This window comes from Pantoea stewartii (genome assembly GCF_011044475.1).
GTDB classification, from domain to species: Bacteria; Pseudomonadota; Gammaproteobacteria; order Enterobacterales; family Enterobacteriaceae; genus Pantoea; species Pantoea stewartii.
Genome location: NZ_CP049115.1, coordinates 199916 through 216875 on the forward strand (window position 1 = coordinate 199916; position 16960 = coordinate 216875).

Genomic DNA, 16960 nt, shown 5'->3' on the forward strand with positions numbered 1-16960 from the left:
GCCTCCTTAATGGCGTTGCTTTTCTGTTGATACGCGTTTAAGCCTGGCAGCCACCAGGCTCAGGTCAAGCGCAGCGCGTCCGGATGCGCAGAGTTTAACCTGAGCAATCGCGGTACGCGTTGCGCTAACGCCGGCCTACGGCCTTCTGAACAGCGCCATACTGCGGCCTTCCAGTTCGAAGTCCTTTTCCTTGGTAATCACCAGACCGCGTTTATCCACATCGCTGGTGGTCAGCTCCAGCACCCAGCCGCCGTCACCGAACTGCGGAATACGGAAGGGCACATTACCCTCGAAAGGATTAATTAACATCAGCACGTCATACCAGATTCCTTCCTGATTCTGCAGGTCGGGCCGACCGATATAAACGCCAAGGGTTGAGCCTTCATCCCACTGTTCAGCCTGTTGCAGACCGCCGCCCGCATTGAACCATTTAATTTCCATGCCATCGCGCCAGCTTTCGCGCCGCAATAACGGCTGGGTTTTACGTAAGGCGATAATGTGACGGGTAAACTCGCGTAACGCTTCGGCGGAAGGGGGCAGATTGTCCCAGTGAACCCAGGAAATTTCACTGTCCTGACAATAGCCGTTATTGTTGCCCATCTGGCTACGGCCAAACTCATCGCCTGCCAGCAGCATGGGCGTACCGTGCGAGAAAAACAGGGTGGCCAGGAAGTTACGCTTCTGACGCTCACGGACGGCATTGATGCCTTCGTCATCCGTCGGCCCCTCAACGCCATAATTGTACGAACGGTTATCGTTATGCCCGTCGTTATTGTCTTCACCATTGTCGGCATTATGTTTCTCGTTGTACGACACCAGGTCGTTCAGCGTGAAGCCATCATGCGCCGTGATAAAATTGACGCTGGCCCAGGGGCGGCGACCGCGCTGGTCATACAGATCGCCGGAGCCAAGCAACCGCGCCGCAAAGTCGGTAGAGACATTATTGCCTTTCCAGTAATCACGCACCGTATCGCGATACTGATCGTTCCATTCCGCCCAGCCCGGCGGGAAACCACCAACCTGATAACCACCCGGACCAATGTCCCACGGTTCCCCGATCAGTTTTAATCGGGAAAGCAGCGGATCCTGAGTAATGGCGTCGAAGAAGCCGCCGCGTGGATCGAAGCCTTCCGGTTCACGTCCCAGAATTGTACCCAGATCGAAGCGGAAGCCGTCGATATGCATGGATTCTGCCCAGTAGCGCAAGGAGTCCGTGACCATCTGCAACACACGTGGATGCGAGGTGTTGACCGTGTTACCGGTTCCGGTGTCGTTAATGTAGTAACGATGCTGGTCCGGTAATGTACGGTAGTAGGAGAAGTTATCGATGCCTTTAAACGACAGGGTTGGACCGAGCTCATTGCCCTCGGCCGTGTGGTTATAAACCACGTCCAGAATCACTTCGATACCGGCATCATGGAAGGCGCGCACCATATCGCGGAATCCCTGAATCCCACGCGAGCCGAAATAACGTGTGGCCGGGGCAAAAAAGTTCAGTGAGTTATAGCCCCAGAAGTTTTTCAGCCCTTTATCCAGCAGGTGTTGATCGTCGGGAAACCAGTGCACCGGCAGCAACTCTACTGACGTAATGCCCAGACTTTTGATATAGCCCACCGTCGACTGATGGCTCATGCCATCGTAGGTGCCGCGCATCTCCGGAGGTAACGCCATGTTCAGTTGGGTGAAGCCTTTCACATGGGTTTCATAAACGATGGTTTCTGACCAGGGAATCTGCGGTCGGTTCTGATCCTGCCAGTCAAATTCGTTCGGATCGATGACGCGACATTTCGGCGTAAAAGGCGCACTGTCGCGATCGTCAAACGTCAAATCTTTATCGTCGTGATACAAATCATATGCGAAGTGCGCCTCATTCCAGGCGATATCTCCGGCCAGTTCGCGCGCATACGGATCGACGAGTAATTTGTTAGGGTTGAAGCGGTGACCGTTTTCCGGGTCGTAAGGGCCATACACCCGGTAGCCATAAAGCGCACCTGGCTGTAAACCCGGCACGTAACCGTGCCAGATCTCATGCGTAAACTCTGGCAGCTCCAGACGGGCGATCTCCTGCTTGCCGCTGGGATCATAAAGACACAGCTCTACGCGTTCTGCATGCGCAGAAAACAGCGCAAAGTTGACGCCTTGCCCATCATAATTTGCCCCAAGCTGATGGGCCGATCCCGACGTAATTTCAAAACGATGATTTGACATCTGTCCCTCTCAATTAACGAACCCAGTAACGGCGTTTTAGTCCTTGTACCAGCCTGTTTCTAGCAAGCTAACAGTGCCAGTGCCCAAAAGTTATTTAACCTGTCCAGCGCAATATGGTCGGTCAGGGTGATTTCCTCGCCGCTCAGCAGATCGCGGTAGCGTCGATGCGCCAGCGCCTCAGGCAGCGGGATCGCGGTGTCATCCCAGCGTCCGGCAGGCGGGGACGTCAGCCTCTGTAGCGTGTTAAAAATCAATCGCGGCGTAATCACGATAATCGCCTCGTCACCCTGCGTGCGGGCAAACGCCAGCAGCGCGTCCTCATGGGCGCCCTGTGCCGTCAGCGGCAGGTACGCGCCCCGGGCAAACAGCGCGGGGTGCGACTGCCGGGCGTTCAGCAATGCCTGCGTGGCATACTGGTTCACATGACCACTGAGCCAGCCCTCAGGCGTATCGGGCAGCGCGGTGATGCCAGCATGCAGCATCTTGTCCAGCGCCGCGTAATCGGGCTCACGCCGGTTGTCCGGATCGACCAGGCTGAAGTCCAGCGCTTCACTTCCCTGATAAATATCCGGCACGCCGGGTGCGGTAAGTTTGATAATTCGCTGGCTCAGACTGTTTATCAGCCCGGCCTGAATAAACGGCTGTAATGCGGCGACAAAATCCTGCAGAAAAGCCTGATTATCAGGGGAGAGCAGATGATGAGCGTAATCCAGTACCGCCTGTTCGTAATCCGTATTGTTTTCCGTCCAGTCGGTACGCAGCTTGGCTTCACGCAGGGCTTTTTCAACGTAGCCGGCAAAGCGCTCGGCCAGGGCGGCCAGTCCGGCCCGATCATCCGGTTGCAACGTCGGCGGCCAGACGCCCGCCAGTGCCTGAAAGAGTAGCCATTCCACGGTGGCTTCGGGTGCCGGACCTTCCGCAAGCGAGCGGACCGCCGGGCGATTCAGCTCACGCCAGCGCGCGACACAGGCTGCCCACTGCTGCGGTGCTTCTGTCAGGGTATAGAGACGGGCACGGGCATCTTCGCCACGCTTGGTATCATGGGTTGAACTGGCGGAAAGAGCATCGGGCTGGCGCGCAAGGCGGTCCTGCATTTCCTCATGAAACTGCGCCGGTGAAAACTGCGCCTGCAGCGGTTCTGCGCCCACTTCATTCAACGCCAGCGCCATGTTTTGACGATAAAACAGCGTGTCTTCGATGGATTTCGCCATCAGCGGGCCGGTCAGTTGCTGGAAACGTGTACGGAAGCTGTTTGCCTGCCCGGTCACCGCATGCGCCACATCACCCTGCATAATGCGCAGCAGGAAATCCAGCGCGTGGCTGTCCGGTGCATGGGCTGATGCCTTGACGTCTGCGGCGACCGCCTGCAACCGTTGCTGGTCATCGGCGGTCAGGCCCTGCGTATTGCCATAGGTACGATAAACCGGAAACGCCACCAGCAGCTCACGCAGCGCGTTGCGCAGATCGTCCGGGCGCACGGCGACGTGTTCATCTTCGGCAATAGCCGTGGCCAGCTGCAGCAGACGTGAAAACTCGCCGGCAAAGTTACGGTCTGCCATCAGGCATTTCGCTTTACGCAGTTCCTCTTCCATCTGCACGTCAGCGCCGCTGACGTCTTCCCAGGCCTGACGCAGTGATCCAAGCGTTTTATTATCCACCAGCACATGAGACAACGCGCTGATAAATTCATAGCCCGTGGTGCCTGAGATGGGCCAGTCGGCCGGAAGGTGTTCTCCGGCGCCCAGGATTTTCTCAACGGTGAGATAACAATCTGGCCCGGCGGCCTGGCGGAGCTGCTCCAGATAGCCTTTGGGATCGGCCAGCCCGTCAACGTGGTCAATGCGCAGCCCGTCAACCGCACCGCTGTGTACGAGGCTCAGAATAAGCCGGTGCGCATCTTCGAACACCGCCGGATCTTCCACCCGCACGCCCACTAAACCGGTGACCTCGAAAAAGCGACGATAGGAGAGGTCGTGTGCAGCATCGCGCCACGACATCAGCCGCCAGGGCTGCTGCTCATGCAGTGCCGCCAGGTCGCCTTTGCCGCTGAGCTGGAGCACCGCCGCTTCTCGGCCTGCCCAGCTTGCCGGGGTCAGCGGATAATAGCTTTCGAAATAGGCCAGCGCGGGATTGCCTGTATCGGGATCGCGCTTCACGCTGATCTCGCCATTTTCCAGCACGGTATCGATATCGTCACCCAGGAACGGCAGCGTTAAGCGCCGTGACCAGTCAATATCAAAGTAACGTGCATAGCGGCTGTCCTGACCATGCTCAAGGACGTCGCGCCACCAGCCATTTTCCAGCGAGGCCGCCATGTGGTTGGGTACGATATCAATAATCAATCCCAGTCCGGCGGCTTTCAGGGCGCTGACCAGACGATCAAAGCCCGCACGACCGCCAATGGCCGGATCGATCGCGTTGACGTCGGTGACATCGTAGCCGTGGGTGGATCCCTTTGTAGCGGTAAAAATGGGCGAGGCATAAAGATGGCTGATGCCCAGGTCTTTCAGATAGGGCACCAGCGCCGCAGCACGATCAAACGTCATGCCGTTACGAAACTGAATACGGTAGGTAGCGGTTGGAATACTCATTTGCTGTCTCCCGCAGCCAGACGAACTACGATGGAATGTTGGGGCAACCGATCGGCCGCTTTCGGCCAGACAAAGAGGGTTTCACCGGGCATTTCAGGCAGCGGCTGGGCCTGCTCACCTATGTTCAGCGCCATGGACAGTGTCCCCGCAGGAAAGGTCCAGCTCACGGCAACAAAGCCCTTGGCGGTCGCCAGCACCTGACCGCTGTGACCGCCTGCGGTGGCCAGCAGCGGGACAATGGACTGCTGTCGGATTGCCAGCAGTGACCGGGTCAGCGTCAGCCAGCGTTGGCCTTCCTCACTTTCCAGCTTGCGCCAGTCCAGCTTTGAACGCACAAACGTCGCTTCGTCGTTTGGATCGGGCACGCTTTCGCCCTCATGACCGGCATGGCCTTCAAACTCTTTTGCCCGGCCTTCACGCACGGCTTTAGCCAGATCACCATGAAAATCGGTAAAGAACAGGAAAGGGTGGGTTTCGCCATACTCTTCCCCCATAAACAGCAGCGGGATATGCGGTGATAACAGTAATGTCGCCAGTAGCACCTGTGTGCGTTCAGCGCCGGCCAGCGAAATCAGCCTTTCGCCCTGCGCACGGTTGCCCACCTGGTCGTGGTTCTGAATAAAATCAACAAAGGCCACAGGCGGTTGTCCCGTGCTGTCTACACCGCGTTTCTCACCGGACTGAACGGACACCTCACCCTGATAGACAAAGCCCTCGGCCAGCGCGCGCGCCACGCGTTTTTCAGGCTGATCGGCAAAGTCTTTGTAGTAAGCGTGCGTTTCACCGGTGGCGAAGACATGCACGGCATTATGGAAGTCGTCATTCCACTCCGCCGTAAACAGCGGCACGCCGCCGTCTTCCGTCCTGGGGTGCAGGAAAATGACGTTACGGCAATCTTCGGTGGTGAGGTGAATCTGGCGGTCAGGAATGTCCACCCGGATCCGCTCAGCAATCTCCGTCAGCACGTGCTTGTCAGCGATATCCTCAATCTGATCGATGGCATCAAAACGCAGGCCATCCAGACAATACTCCTGCAGCCAGAAAAGGGGCGCTTCCGCGATATAGCGGCGAACGGCGTCAATATCATAGGCAATACCCGCGCCCCACGGCGTCATGCGATCTTTGTGAAAGAAGTCGGGTGACAGCAGCGGCAGATAATTTCCGTCCGGACCAAAGTGGTTAAGCACGATGTCGAGTACAACTGCAATGCCATAGCCATGCGCGGCATCAATAAACGCTTTGAAATCGTCGGGCGTACCGTAGGCGGCATGCGGTGCGTAAAGCAGCACGCCATCGTAGCCCCATCCCCGCTGGCCGCCAAACTGCGAGACCGGCAACACCTCAATCATGGTGATGCCGGTCTCAGCCAGATAAGGCAGTTTTTTAATTGCGGCCCGGAAAGTACCTTCTTCCGTAAACGTGCCGATATGCATTTCATAGACCACGCTTTCCTGCCACGGACGACCACGCCAGTCGGTGTTCTGCCAGCGATAGTGTGTCGGATCGATAACCAGCGACGGTCCACTGACATCATCCTGCTGCGCGCGTGAGGCGGGATCGGGGATAACGGTGCCATCGTTCAGCACAAAGTTATACGCTGCGCCCGCCTGAATGCCGCTGGCATGATGTTCAAACCAGCCGTCTTCGGCGGGTGTCATGGCACTATCCTGACCGCCCAGTCGCAGCGTGACCTGCTGCTGGCCGGTCGCCCAAACGCGGAAACGCACGCTCCCGTCGGCCAGAAACTCCGCCCCCCAACTCTTACAAAATGCTGTCGATCCCATTCCGTTGCCTCTTTAATCAGAAAGTACGCAATAAGCACCCTCACGCTATCGATCAGCCGAGGGTACGGGTTGAAAATGTTGTTAACGAGATCAGGCACCCAGGAGAGGGGAACGCCTTCATCACCTCTGCCTGCGTTACTATTCAGAAAGTGTTATGTGTCATACCGCTTCAGACGCCAGGCAGCGTCTGATTCACACCATGCTTAAGCCCTAATCATAGACTACGTTGCCGCATTTACTGCGCGTGCCCGCCTTTGTACACGATTTATTCCTCAGCGAGGCTGATACGCACCGCCATCGGGCCCGCCCTGGTTTTCGCTGAATTTTATGGAAAATCAGATAAAACCCTGTGCCGTTATGCACAAAAAAACCGCCGTAAACAGCGGTTTCGCGGTCAAACAGGTGAATTTATGTGACGTTGTCACGATAACGTCAGCCAGACCCGAGAGCCTGGCTGACGCGCCATCAGGCCGGGATGGTTTCCGCCTTTTGGCTACGTGACCAGACGCGGTGTTCGGCCATGGCCGCCGTGAAATCATTCATCAGCGCGATTTCAGCATTGTCGGCTTCCACGATGCCGTCTTCCTGCTGATTCTCATCCAGGTCAAACTGCGCTTTAAAGCGACGCGCTTCCCCACTCAGACCAATGACTTTCAGGTGCTTGTACGCTTCCAGCAGGAAGTAGCGCGCATCACCGCTTTTCAGCAGCGCATCCATGTTGCCATCGGGAACGATCACGGCGTCGAACGTAAGGGAAGGCAGGCCGTTAAAGGTGGCATCGATGGGTAACTGTGATCCATCGTCGGCACTGACCTGGCCCATGTGCGCCGCCAGCAGTTTCGTATGCACGCCGGCCGTTTTCAGGTGTTGCAGGATATGCAGCACATCATCGGCGTTGACGCCCTCGCTGACTAACAGCGCCACCTGGCGGCCTTTGATATCCCCATCCGGGATCGCGTACAGGCTCAGGCTGTCATCCTTTTGCAGGCCGTTAACCTCTTTTGGCGCGGCGGTATTCAACTGGTCGTCGCTGAGCGCAATCCCCAGATTGGCGGCAACGCCCTGCGCCAGCGTGACGTCAATGCGCAGCAGATGATCGAGCACGCGCTCACGAATGTAAGGGCGAGCCACTTTACTCAGTTCAAACGAATACGCGCCAATAATATGTTGCTGTTCGATGGCAGTCTGGCTGTTCCAGAACAGTCGCGGCTGTGAATAGTATTCGCCGAATGAAGGGCTGCGTTCGCGCACTTTATGTCCTTCAATGCGCTCCTGATAGCTTTCAAAGCCGCCACCTTTTGCCGCCGGTGGGGTTTCCCGTGGCCAGTTGTCATTGATCGAGTTCGGCTCGTAGTTGGCCGGATTGGTATCAATGTCCATCCGGTGCATGCCCTGACGCTGAAAATTGTGGTAAGGGCAAACCGGGCGGTTAATCGGAATTTCATGGAAGTTAGGCCCGCCAAGACGGCTGATTTGCGTATCGGTGTAGGAGAACAGACGGCCCTGAAGCAGGGGATCGTTGGTGAAATCCAGGCCGGGAACGATGTGACCGGGATGGAAGGCGACCTGCTCGGTTTCGGCGAAGAAGTTGTCCGGGTTGCGGTTCAGCACCATTTTGCCGACGCGCACCACAGGCACCAGCGCTTCAGGAATCAGTTTGGTGGCGTCCAGAATATCAAAGTCAAACTTAAACTCATCCTCTTCCGGAATCATCTGCAGGCCAAGCTCGAACTCAGGGAAATCACCCGCTTCAATCGCTTCCCACAGATCGCGACGGTGGAAGTCGGGATCGCGGCCTGTCAGCTTCTGAGATTCGTCCCACAGCAATGAGGCTTTACCGGCCAGCGGTTTCCAGTGGAAACGCACAAACGTGGCTTTACCTTCGTCGTTGATCAGGCGGAACGTATGAATGCCGAAGCCTTCCATCGTGCGGTAGCTGCGTGGGATACCGCGGTCGGACATCGCCCACATAACGTTGTGCAGGGTTTCGGGCTGCAGCGAGACATAATCCCAGAATGTGTCGTGCGCACTCTGGCCCTGAGGGATCTCATTGTGCGGTTCGGGTTTCACCGCATGCACAAAGTCCGGGAACTTATGCGCATCCTGAATAAAAAAGACGGGCGTATTGTTGCCCACTAAATCAAAAACGCCTTCCTCGGTATAGAACTTGGTGGCAAAGCCACGAATATCACGCACGGTATCCGCCGAACCGGCACCGCCCTGAACGGTTGAGAAGCGCACAAAAACCGGCGTGATCTGCTCAGGCTCGCTCAGAAAATGGGCTTTGGTCACGTCCTTCAGCGAGCAGTAAGGCTGGAAGTAACCATGCGCGGCCGAGCCGCGCGCATGGACGATGCGCTCAGGGATGCGTTCATGATCAAAATGGGTGATCTTCTCCCGCATAATAAAATCTTCAAGCAGCGTCGGACCGCGTGATCCGGCGCGCAATGAGTTCTGGTCGTCTGCAATACGGGTGCCCTGGTTGGTGGTCAGCGCGCTGCCTGTGCCGCCTTTGCGGTTCACCTCCAGCTGATCCAGCTTTGCATTACGCGTCTCAGGGGCTTTAAGGCTGCCGGGCGCCGTTGGTTGTTTCCCCGGTGGTGTGGGTTCGGCAGGAGGCTGATGTGAACCGTCTTTGGGGGCTAATGATCCCAGGCCGGGCTGTGAGGATTCGGGGCCGGTGGTTGGGGCACGGTGATTCAGGGGCGTAGTAGATTTCTCATTCGACATGACACATTGCTCCAGCTTTTTTTATACGACGTGAGGTGGCTGTAAATATAGAACACCTCACCGATTACGCCTGAAAATATTCTGTTTAACCGGTGCGCTTAAATATCGCACGGTGTGTGATGCCTGTTTTTTTATTTTCAGCAAAGCACAGGCGGAAATAATTTATTAGCGAAATTAAATAGCAAATTTTGGATATTTTTTCGTTGTTTTTCATTTGTTTGATTGTTTTCTGTAAAGACGGGGAAGGGCCGGGCAATCGTCGCACGTTTATTTTTCATGCGGTATTTTCTGAAACAGGTCACCTCTCGTGATTAACGCACTTTGCTGGCGATACGGTATTTTACGCATAGCGTTATACCGCTGCGCTTATTAAGATAAAGGGCGAAGTGATTGAGTCAGACAAAAGACAAAGCAGAGCCGGTGATAGTGTGCAGAGCGGATAAAAGGGGGAACTGACAGAGAAAAAGTGCCAGTCCATGGCGTCGTCCTTCCTCAAGGCGCCTTACTCAGAACTACTTAGACGTGCGTCGGCTGGTTTTGCCGCCTTTCCGACCGGCCTCCCTGGCTCTTTCAGGATCGTTTCTGAAATTACCTCCGCTGGCTTTGCCTCCTGCACTGCCAGCTTCACTGGCGCGATCAGGATCGTTAGCAAAATTTCCGGCTCCACCTCTGTATTTCTGTTGTGTCATAGTCAGACCTCATATCAGTGTTCCGTAAGATAAAAAGGACTAGCTAGTCACACTGTCATTTTAGTTGTTACAGGAAATTATGCCACTCTGCACGCGCAGACTTTTTGCGGCTTCCGTAAATTATTTCCCGAAAAATCAGTAAGTAATATTCTGTTACGGGTGAGCGGCTGTGACGGGATGAGTGACGCTTATCGTTCACCCACTGTCAGAATGGGTTTAATGAAGCATTACCTGGAAAGATGGTCATTAACCTATTGATAAAATTGCCCAAAATGGCGAGTTAAAAATTAGCTGTTACACTTTCTGAATACCTTTCAGGAGTGACTATGAAATTAGGCTTTGCATGCAAGTACTTAAATGCGGACGGCAAGCAGTTCTTTCCCTTTCGCGCCACCACCCGGACACGTTTTCTCAGCCTGGATAAGGCGCAGGGCGGCGCACTGCTTTATGAGATCGCGCAAACTAATTTGCAGAATCTGTATTTAACGCTGGAGGCGATAGCGACACAGCCTGACGCGTTAAGAATGATGCGCATTGGTAGCGATTTACTGCCGCTGTACACCGTGCCAGAAGCAAAACCCCTGTTTGCCCGTTTTTTGCCGGAACTGTATCCGCTTTTTGCCCGCTGCGGTGAACTGGCCAGACGGCATAACATTCGTCTGTCATTCCATCCGGGACAGTACAGCGTGCTGGCGTCAGACAATCCCGATGTAGTAACCCGCGCGCTGGAAGATGTGGAATACCACGCCCTGTGCGCCTGCCTGATGGGCTACGGCAAAACCTTTCAGGATTTTAAAATCAACATCCATATGAATGGCAAACGGGGTTTTGACGGGTTTAAACAGGCCTTTCACCGTCTCAGTCCCGAAGCCCGCCTGATGCTGACGGTAGAAAATGATGAGATATCCTGTTCGCTGGACGACGTGCTTCAGGCCCGTGCATTGTGTCCCGTCGTGTTAGACATTCATCATCACTGGGTGAAAGAGAATCAGTTTATTCAGGCCGATGATGTTCGTATTGCCCAAATTACAGAGTCCTGGCGTGGGGTACGGCCAGTATTGCACTATTCCATTTCGCAGGAGGGCCTTATCCCTGAGAAGGGGTTCCCCGATCAGCAGCAACTGGCGGTGCCAAAAACCAAACTGCGGGCGCACTCCGATTATTATTTCAACGCGACGCTCAATGACTGGGCATTGTCGTATAGCGATTTCGACATTATGTGCGAAGTGAAAATGAAGAACCTGGCCAGAGAAACGCTTTACACGCAGGCAAAAAGTCACAGGCTGGTGGCCTGACAGGACCGGCGGGCAAAAAAAGAAGGGCCGGTGGCCCTTCAGATCATCACAATCCCTTTTTCAGTGGCGGAACGCCACCTTCGATTTGTGCCTGCTGAGCACCGGAACCGGGGCGGGCATTCCCCAGCAGCGGCTCTTCTCCTAAAATATCCGGCTGCTCTTTCGCGCTAAACTCACCGCGACCGTCGAAGGAAGGGCCTTCACTCCAGCGGCCTTTCGGCAACGGTTTATCCAGTGAGGTATTCAGGCAGTAGTAAGCATGTTCCTGCGCTTCCCCTTCCTGTGGGAAACTGTCCGGGATGGGCAGCGACGCATCCAGGCCGCCTAAATCTTCGATTACCGCCAGCCACTGCTGCTGGTGCATCGTGTCGCGGGCAATCAGGAAAGACAGGAAATCCTTCATGCCTTTATCCTCAGTCAGATTGTACAGGCGCGTCGCCAGTACCCGGCCTGTGGCTTCAGCCGTCACGTTTGCCAGCATATCGGCCGCCACATTGCCGGACGCGTAAATATGGCTCATGTCAAAAGGCATGCCGTTCGCATTCACCGGCAGGGCAGCCAGCCCTGATGACAGGATATGACGGGGATTCATTCCGCCGAGAATCGCATTCACCACGGGATCTTTTGCCGAGGCTTCCTGATAAGAAAGGGGCGCGCCCTCCAGGTTGAGGGCCACCGCATGGCCCAGCATCTCAATATGGCTCAGTTCTTCAGTTGCCGTAGAGATAAGAAGATCTTTGATTCGCGCATCGCCGCGTGCGCCCATGGCCTGGAAGAAGTACTGCATTGCCACACGTATTTCGCCTTCCACGCCACCAATGGCTTGCTGGAGTAACATGGCGAATTCAGGATCGGGTTTCTCTACTCGCACGGGGTACTGCAGCTTTGATGAGTGATGAAACATGGTTATCTCCTGGTTAGTGAGGAATCGATCAACAGCCAAAAGCCTGGTCATGAATGCCAGAGAAATAAAGCGCAGCGAGGTAGGTTTTCTTCATCGCCGCTGCGTTTAACCTGTTGATTTACCGCGAAAGGAGAGGCGAGGTAAGCTGAAAAAAAATAAAAAAAAAGCCCCTGAATCAGGGGCGAATTTTTAGGGAAGGCAAAGCATCCATGCTAATTAGCGTTTCATCACAACTTATCAAAAACGGACATCGCCCGGCGTACGCTGAAGCACAATCTCCAAGGCCTGACGATAGATATCCTGCATGGTCACATCGGTTTCACATTCGAGTTTGTGGATCAAACCCAGCACGATGTCTTTTTCAGAAACGTGAGTCTTATAGGCAGCAAGCTCTGACCAGGTTTCGGCAATCACATCTTTTTCGCTGGTGAAATGGGCACCCGCGTTCATGAAATAGTCTGAAATCTGAGACTCAGTATTCGTTGTCGTTTGCATCATGGCCTCAAAATCGTTAGAAAGAAAAATTTTGCATCTGAAGGTGGAAATCCACTCACCTTCAGATGCGGTGCAAAGCACCTTTCGTTACAAGTGACTTAACATCACGCCGTAAAGTTATACAAAAAAACCAAGTTTGTACAATTTTTTGTATAAAATTTTAAGTGGTCGGATGACTTTTCGGCGCTTATTGCAACATAAAATCTAAAAGCATTAACATTTGCTGTTGATTTTTAAGGGATTATTGAGGGTGCCCTCTGCGCGGCGCCTCTTTGGAAAGTTGTACAACCTTGTACAAGATGGCTTTTCTGAGCGGGCCGGGTTGTACAGGCGACGCGGGAACGGATCACTGTCACGCGTGCTGTGTGCGGCAGCGTCCTCCCTGGCGGCAACGTCGACATAGCAGGCTAATAACCCCTGAGCGCAGACGGGGAACCGCGTCTGGCAGGTGAACTCTGCAAACAGGCCGGGGCGGGCGCGTTGCCTGGAAGCGCCGTGTGAATCTGTCGGGAACCGTGGTCATAATTTACTTTCTTATGAACGCGCAGGGCGTTAAGGTTTACGCCTCTTGAATCACAAGGACATGATAATGGTTAACGACTATTTTTCACTGCCGCCCGCGGGCATGACGCAGGAACAACACAAACGTACGGTCGCCGTTGCGGCGGCGCTGGCAGTGGCAAAAGAGTCAGTCAGCGCCTCGACGTCAGCGAATGGCTCTAAAGCAGCCTGGGATTTGCAGGCCGTGGCAAACGAAATTGCCAATCTGGCGGATGCGATTCAGGATGCGCTGGAGGCCGACAGCACCGTGTAATCTCCCTGCCTGACGGGATGCGCGACGCTGATTGCCTTCACGTGCCAGCCGTCAGGCACGGCGACCTGGCGGGCGCAGGGCGGATTAAGGAACGTGAGCGTCAGCTGTCCGCCAGCCGGATTCTCCCGGTTATATTCACGACAGACAGCTACGCAGCGATCCGGATGCCGCTCACATCGCGTACAGGAAAAGCGGTACCGCCACGACAGGACCACGCCGCCCGGCCACGGACACTCACGCAGTGCGGGCTTAAGGCACGCGGCGGGTGTTATCAAACCCGGCCAACAGGCGGGACATTTTTGCCTGGGGCGTGGTGTCAACGCCGTCTTTACCGCCGTCTGCCTGGCCCATCCAGCTCTCGTCGGCTTCCGGATGCGGTCCGGTTAACACAACCGTGCCTTTTCCATACGTATAGTGGGCGATAGCGACGTCACCATTCCGGTAAAAGGCCAGAGGGGTAAAACCATCCCGGGCTTGATTGCCCTCAAGGTACGGACCGTCCTGATAATAGAACCGCGTTGGCTGACGCTGCCAGTCAACGCGAATCGTGTAATCGCCCTCATCAGCAATGCCCGAGCCTGGACGGCCCACTTCCGATTCCAGCGGTGAGCTAATCAGCCCCAGCCACTGACTGTCTGCCAGGTAGGCCCCCATGCAAAGACCCAGAAACCCCTTGCCGCTGCGAACAAACTGTCGAATAGCCCGGACGCCTTCCTCTCCCAGTGCGGCATAAGCCGCGGGAATATCCTGACCGCCGCCAGGCTGAATATAGAGATCAAACTGACGCAGGTTCTGTGCCGTCAGCCTGAGCGTTTCATGCTCGCCGATGTACGTTGTGCGAACCGGCCGGGTGAGGCCGTGGAGCGATTTCACCACCATTTCCGAACAGCCGTCACATCCTGCCGCGCCGCGATAAACGGCGATGTTCAGCGGCGGCGGGACAGCCAGCACCGCGCCGGGCACCAGGCTTAAGACAAGCAGCAGGGCGGTCAGTCTTCCGTTACGGGGGCGAAGGATTGCATGATAAGCCAGCCTCATAGGTTGTTTCCTGTCGGTTAAATAACGTGGGTATGCACGGCGTAATCCCGGCCAGTCGCCTGTGCTCAGGCAGGCGTGCTGGCGGTAAACCGGTGACTTGAGCAAGCGCTCAATTTAGGGAAGTGACGGATGCCTGTCAACGGGTTTATTGACCTGACAAACCTTTTCAGCGGCGTGATACAGCCCGTACAGACAGGCCATATCACGTGTTAACGCCGTTACGGTCGCTTAGTTTTCATAACCTGAGGCGATAATTTTTGCGGCGCTGGCCAGCACATCCTTACGCGAGGCCGCGTGTTTGTCGGTCTGCGTGTAGTAGGTCACCAGCACCAGCGGGGCATGATGCGGTGGCCAGATCACGGCGATGTCGTTGGTGGTGCCGTAATCACCGCTGCCGGTTTTATCCGCGACCACCCAGTCAGCAGGCAGACCCGCACGTATGCTGTAGGTGCCGGTTGTATTGCCCTTCATCCAGTCGGCTAACTGCTGGCGTTGAGCTGGTGCCAGCGCCGTGCCTAAAACCAGTTTTTGCAGGCTCTGCGCCATCGCTGTCGGTGACGTTGTATCACGTGTATCACCCGGAATAGCGGTATTAAGCGTGGGCTCGGTCCGATCGAGACGAAACGTGTTATCGCCGATGCTGCGGGCGAAGGCGGTCACGGCATGCGGCCCGCCAAGGTGCGTCAGCAGTTTATTCATCGCCGCGTTGTCGCTGTACTGCAAGGCCGCCGCACTGAGTTCTGCCACGGTCATCGTGCCGCCCACCTGTTTTTCGGTCACGGGGTTGTAATTCACCAGGTCGGCGTGACGAATCGCGATGTTTTCATTCAGCAGGCCTTGTGCGGTTTCCGCTTTCTTCAGAATGGCCGCCACCGTAAAGACTTTACTGGTGCTGCAAAGGGGAAAACGTTCGTTACCACGATAAGTAAAAACAGAACCATCACCGGTGTCGATCGCCGCCACGCCTAAGCGTCCGCCTGCGGCGTGTTCCAGCTGCCGGACAGGTTGCGCTAACAATGCGTCATTGAAATGGGCCTCGGCGACAAAAGGGACCGCCAGCGCCAGTAGGGTTGCCGCTGCACAGATGCGCAGCCGGGGAGCCGTAGCCATATAAACCTCCGTTAATGTGTATCTGCATTCAGACATACCCGGCACCTCACCGCCTCAGGAAGCGGCGCGTACTGAGCGAAACGTGTGAAATGCGCCCCTCGTGAAACTTATGTCAGTTTCTGCCACCTGATGCCCCCCGTTATTACACGAAGGTCGCGTTATTGCGGGACATATCGCCTGTCAAAAGTGTGACGAGGGAAAGAGTAAGGGATTTCAAATTATCGACAAGCGAGATAATTTGAGAGGAGCCAAAAGAATTTCTGGGGTTAACAATGAAAAATGATGTTCCGCTTAATGCACTCCGGGCCTTTTATGCTTCGGCCCGGTACCTGAATTTTACTCACGCAGGTATGGCACTTTTCGTCTCGCAGGCGGCCGTGAGCCAGCAGGTCAGGCTACTTGAAGAGCGGCTGGGCGTGACGTTATTCCGGCGCTTACCGCGTGGGCTGGAGATGACGGACGAGTCCCGACTGCTGTTTGCCGAGGTGTCCGAGGCGTTCACCCAGCTTGAAAAAGCCTGGCGCCGGTTTGAAGGGGGTGAATACCGCGAAGTGATGACCCTCGCCTGTGTCGGGACCTTTGCGCTGGGCTGGCTGCTGCCGCGTCTGGATGCCTTTCATCAGCAGCATCCTGCGCTGGAAGTGAACGTGCGCACCCATAATAACGTCGTGAATCTGGCGGGCGAAGGCATCGATTATGCCATTCGCTTTGGAACGGGGGCTTGGCCTGCAACGCACAACGAACCGCTGTTTACCGCACCGCTGACTGCGCTTTGCCGGCCGGATATCGCCCGTCGGCTGCAGCAGCCCGGCGATCTGTTACGGGAAACGCTGCTGCGTTCTTATCGCGCGGATGAGTGGGGCAACTGGTTCACTGCGGCAAATATCACGCCCCCCAGAATGACTGGTCCGGTTTTCGACTCCTCGCGGCTGATGGTCGAGGCAGCGGTTCAGACGGGCGGTGTCGCGCTGGTGCCGGTCTGCATGTTTCAGCGGGAGCTGGAGGCGGGCATCCTGGTGCGGCCTTTTGACATTGAGATTGATGTCGGTGGCTACTGGTTAACCTGGCTGCGATCAAAAACGCTGACGCCATCGATGGAGATATTTCGCGAATGGATAAGGCAGCAGGTAAATGGCTGACCGGATCGGTCACAAGCCCATGCGCCCCACACGCCGCTCAGGTTACGGGCGCAGGCGGAAAGCGCAGGGCGAGTCAGGCGCGCGGTGACGTTATCCCGGCATGATGACGGCGCAGGGTTAACCGATGATGCCTGCGCGGACATTGTGCGTATTCATCACACGG

General features: G+C 55.7%; 13 protein-coding genes. 3 read left to right on the forward strand and 10 right to left on the reverse strand.

Annotated features, from left to right (window positions below; genetic code table 11):
* Positions 1 to 135: 135 nt before the first annotated feature.
* The 6 genes from glgX to G5574_RS00955 form a co-directional block, all read right to left on the reverse strand.
* Positions 136 to 2208, reverse strand: coding sequence for a glycogen debranching protein GlgX (gene glgX / locus G5574_RS00930; protein WP_164481872.1), 2073 nt, complete (start codon positions 2206 to 2208; stop codon positions 136 to 138).
* A gap of 59 nt (positions 2209 to 2267) precedes the next feature.
* Positions 2268 to 4799, reverse strand: a complete 2532-nt coding sequence (gene treY, locus G5574_RS00935; RefSeq protein WP_164481873.1) for a malto-oligosyltrehalose synthase — start codon at positions 4797 to 4799, stop codon at positions 2268 to 2270.
* Positions 4796 to 6583: a malto-oligosyltrehalose trehalohydrolase gene (gene treZ, locus G5574_RS00940; protein ID WP_164481874.1), complete on the reverse strand. Its 1788-nt coding sequence runs from the start codon at positions 6581 to 6583 to the stop codon at positions 4796 to 4798. The genes treY and treZ overlap by 4 nt, the downstream gene beginning before the upstream one ends.
* Positions 6584 to 7048: 465 nt before the next feature.
* Positions 7049 to 9313 carry a catalase HPII gene (gene katE / locus G5574_RS00945; RefSeq protein WP_039340551.1) on the reverse strand — a complete coding sequence of 755 codons (2265 nt, stop codon included), beginning with the start codon at positions 9311 to 9313 and terminating at the stop codon, positions 7049 to 7051.
* 137 nt (positions 9314 to 9450) lie between these two features.
* Positions 9451 to 9591 (reverse strand): hypothetical protein, encoded by a 141-nt coding sequence (locus G5574_RS00950; RefSeq protein WP_158281337.1) that lies wholly within the window; start codon positions 9589 to 9591, stop codon positions 9451 to 9453.
* A 234-nt stretch (positions 9592 to 9825) separates the two neighbouring features.
* Positions 9826 to 10002: a con-10 family general stress protein gene (locus G5574_RS00955; RefSeq protein WP_072021692.1), complete on the reverse strand. Its 177-nt coding sequence runs from the start codon at positions 10000 to 10002 to the stop codon at positions 9826 to 9828.
* Positions 10003 to 10328: 326 nt separating this feature from the next.
* Here G5574_RS00955 and G5574_RS00960 point away from each other — a divergent pair, with 326 nt between their 5' ends.
* Positions 10329 to 11297 carry an apurinic/apyrimidinic endonuclease family protein gene (locus G5574_RS00960; RefSeq protein WP_110267570.1) on the forward strand — a complete coding sequence of 323 codons (969 nt, stop codon included), beginning with the start codon at positions 10329 to 10331 and terminating at the stop codon, positions 11295 to 11297.
* 46 nt (positions 11298 to 11343) lie between these two features.
* Here the strand turns inward: G5574_RS00960 and G5574_RS00965 are convergent, their stop codons facing one another.
* A complete protein-coding gene (locus tag G5574_RS00965) occupies positions 11344 to 12201 on the reverse strand; it encodes a manganese catalase family protein (RefSeq protein WP_039340546.1) in 858 nt (285 codons plus the stop codon).
* A 237-nt stretch (positions 12202 to 12438) separates the two neighbouring features.
* Positions 12439 to 12696 carry a biofilm development regulator YmgB/AriR family protein gene (locus tag G5574_RS00970; protein WP_039341596.1) on the reverse strand — a complete coding sequence of 86 codons (258 nt, stop codon included), beginning with the start codon at positions 12694 to 12696 and terminating at the stop codon, positions 12439 to 12441.
* A gap of 589 nt (positions 12697 to 13285) precedes the next feature.
* Here G5574_RS00970 and G5574_RS00975 point away from each other — a divergent pair.
* On the forward strand, positions 13286 to 13510 hold the full coding sequence (locus G5574_RS00975) for a hypothetical protein (protein ID WP_110267569.1): 225 nt from the start codon (positions 13286 to 13288) through the stop codon (positions 13508 to 13510).
* 249 nt (positions 13511 to 13759) lie between these two features.
* Here G5574_RS00975 and G5574_RS00980 read toward each other — a convergent pair whose 3' ends face one another.
* Together G5574_RS00980 and bla are read right to left on the reverse strand one after the other, a co-directional pair.
* Entirely contained in the window at positions 13760 to 14548 is a 789-nt protein-coding gene (locus G5574_RS00980; RefSeq protein ID WP_164481875.1) for a BPL-N domain-containing protein, read from the reverse strand.
* A gap of 228 nt (positions 14549 to 14776) precedes the next feature.
* Positions 14777 to 15658 carry a class A beta-lactamase gene (gene bla / locus G5574_RS00985; protein WP_052133179.1) on the reverse strand — a complete coding sequence of 294 codons (882 nt, stop codon included), beginning with the start codon at positions 15656 to 15658 and terminating at the stop codon, positions 14777 to 14779.
* A 272-nt stretch (positions 15659 to 15930) separates the two neighbouring features.
* On the opposite strand from bla, the gene G5574_RS00990 reads away from it, so the two are divergent.
* Positions 15931 to 16797: a LysR family transcriptional regulator gene (locus G5574_RS00990; RefSeq protein WP_162285647.1), complete on the forward strand. Its 867-nt coding sequence runs from the start codon at positions 15931 to 15933 to the stop codon at positions 16795 to 16797.
* The last annotated feature ends 163 nt before the right edge of the window (positions 16798 to 16960 follow it).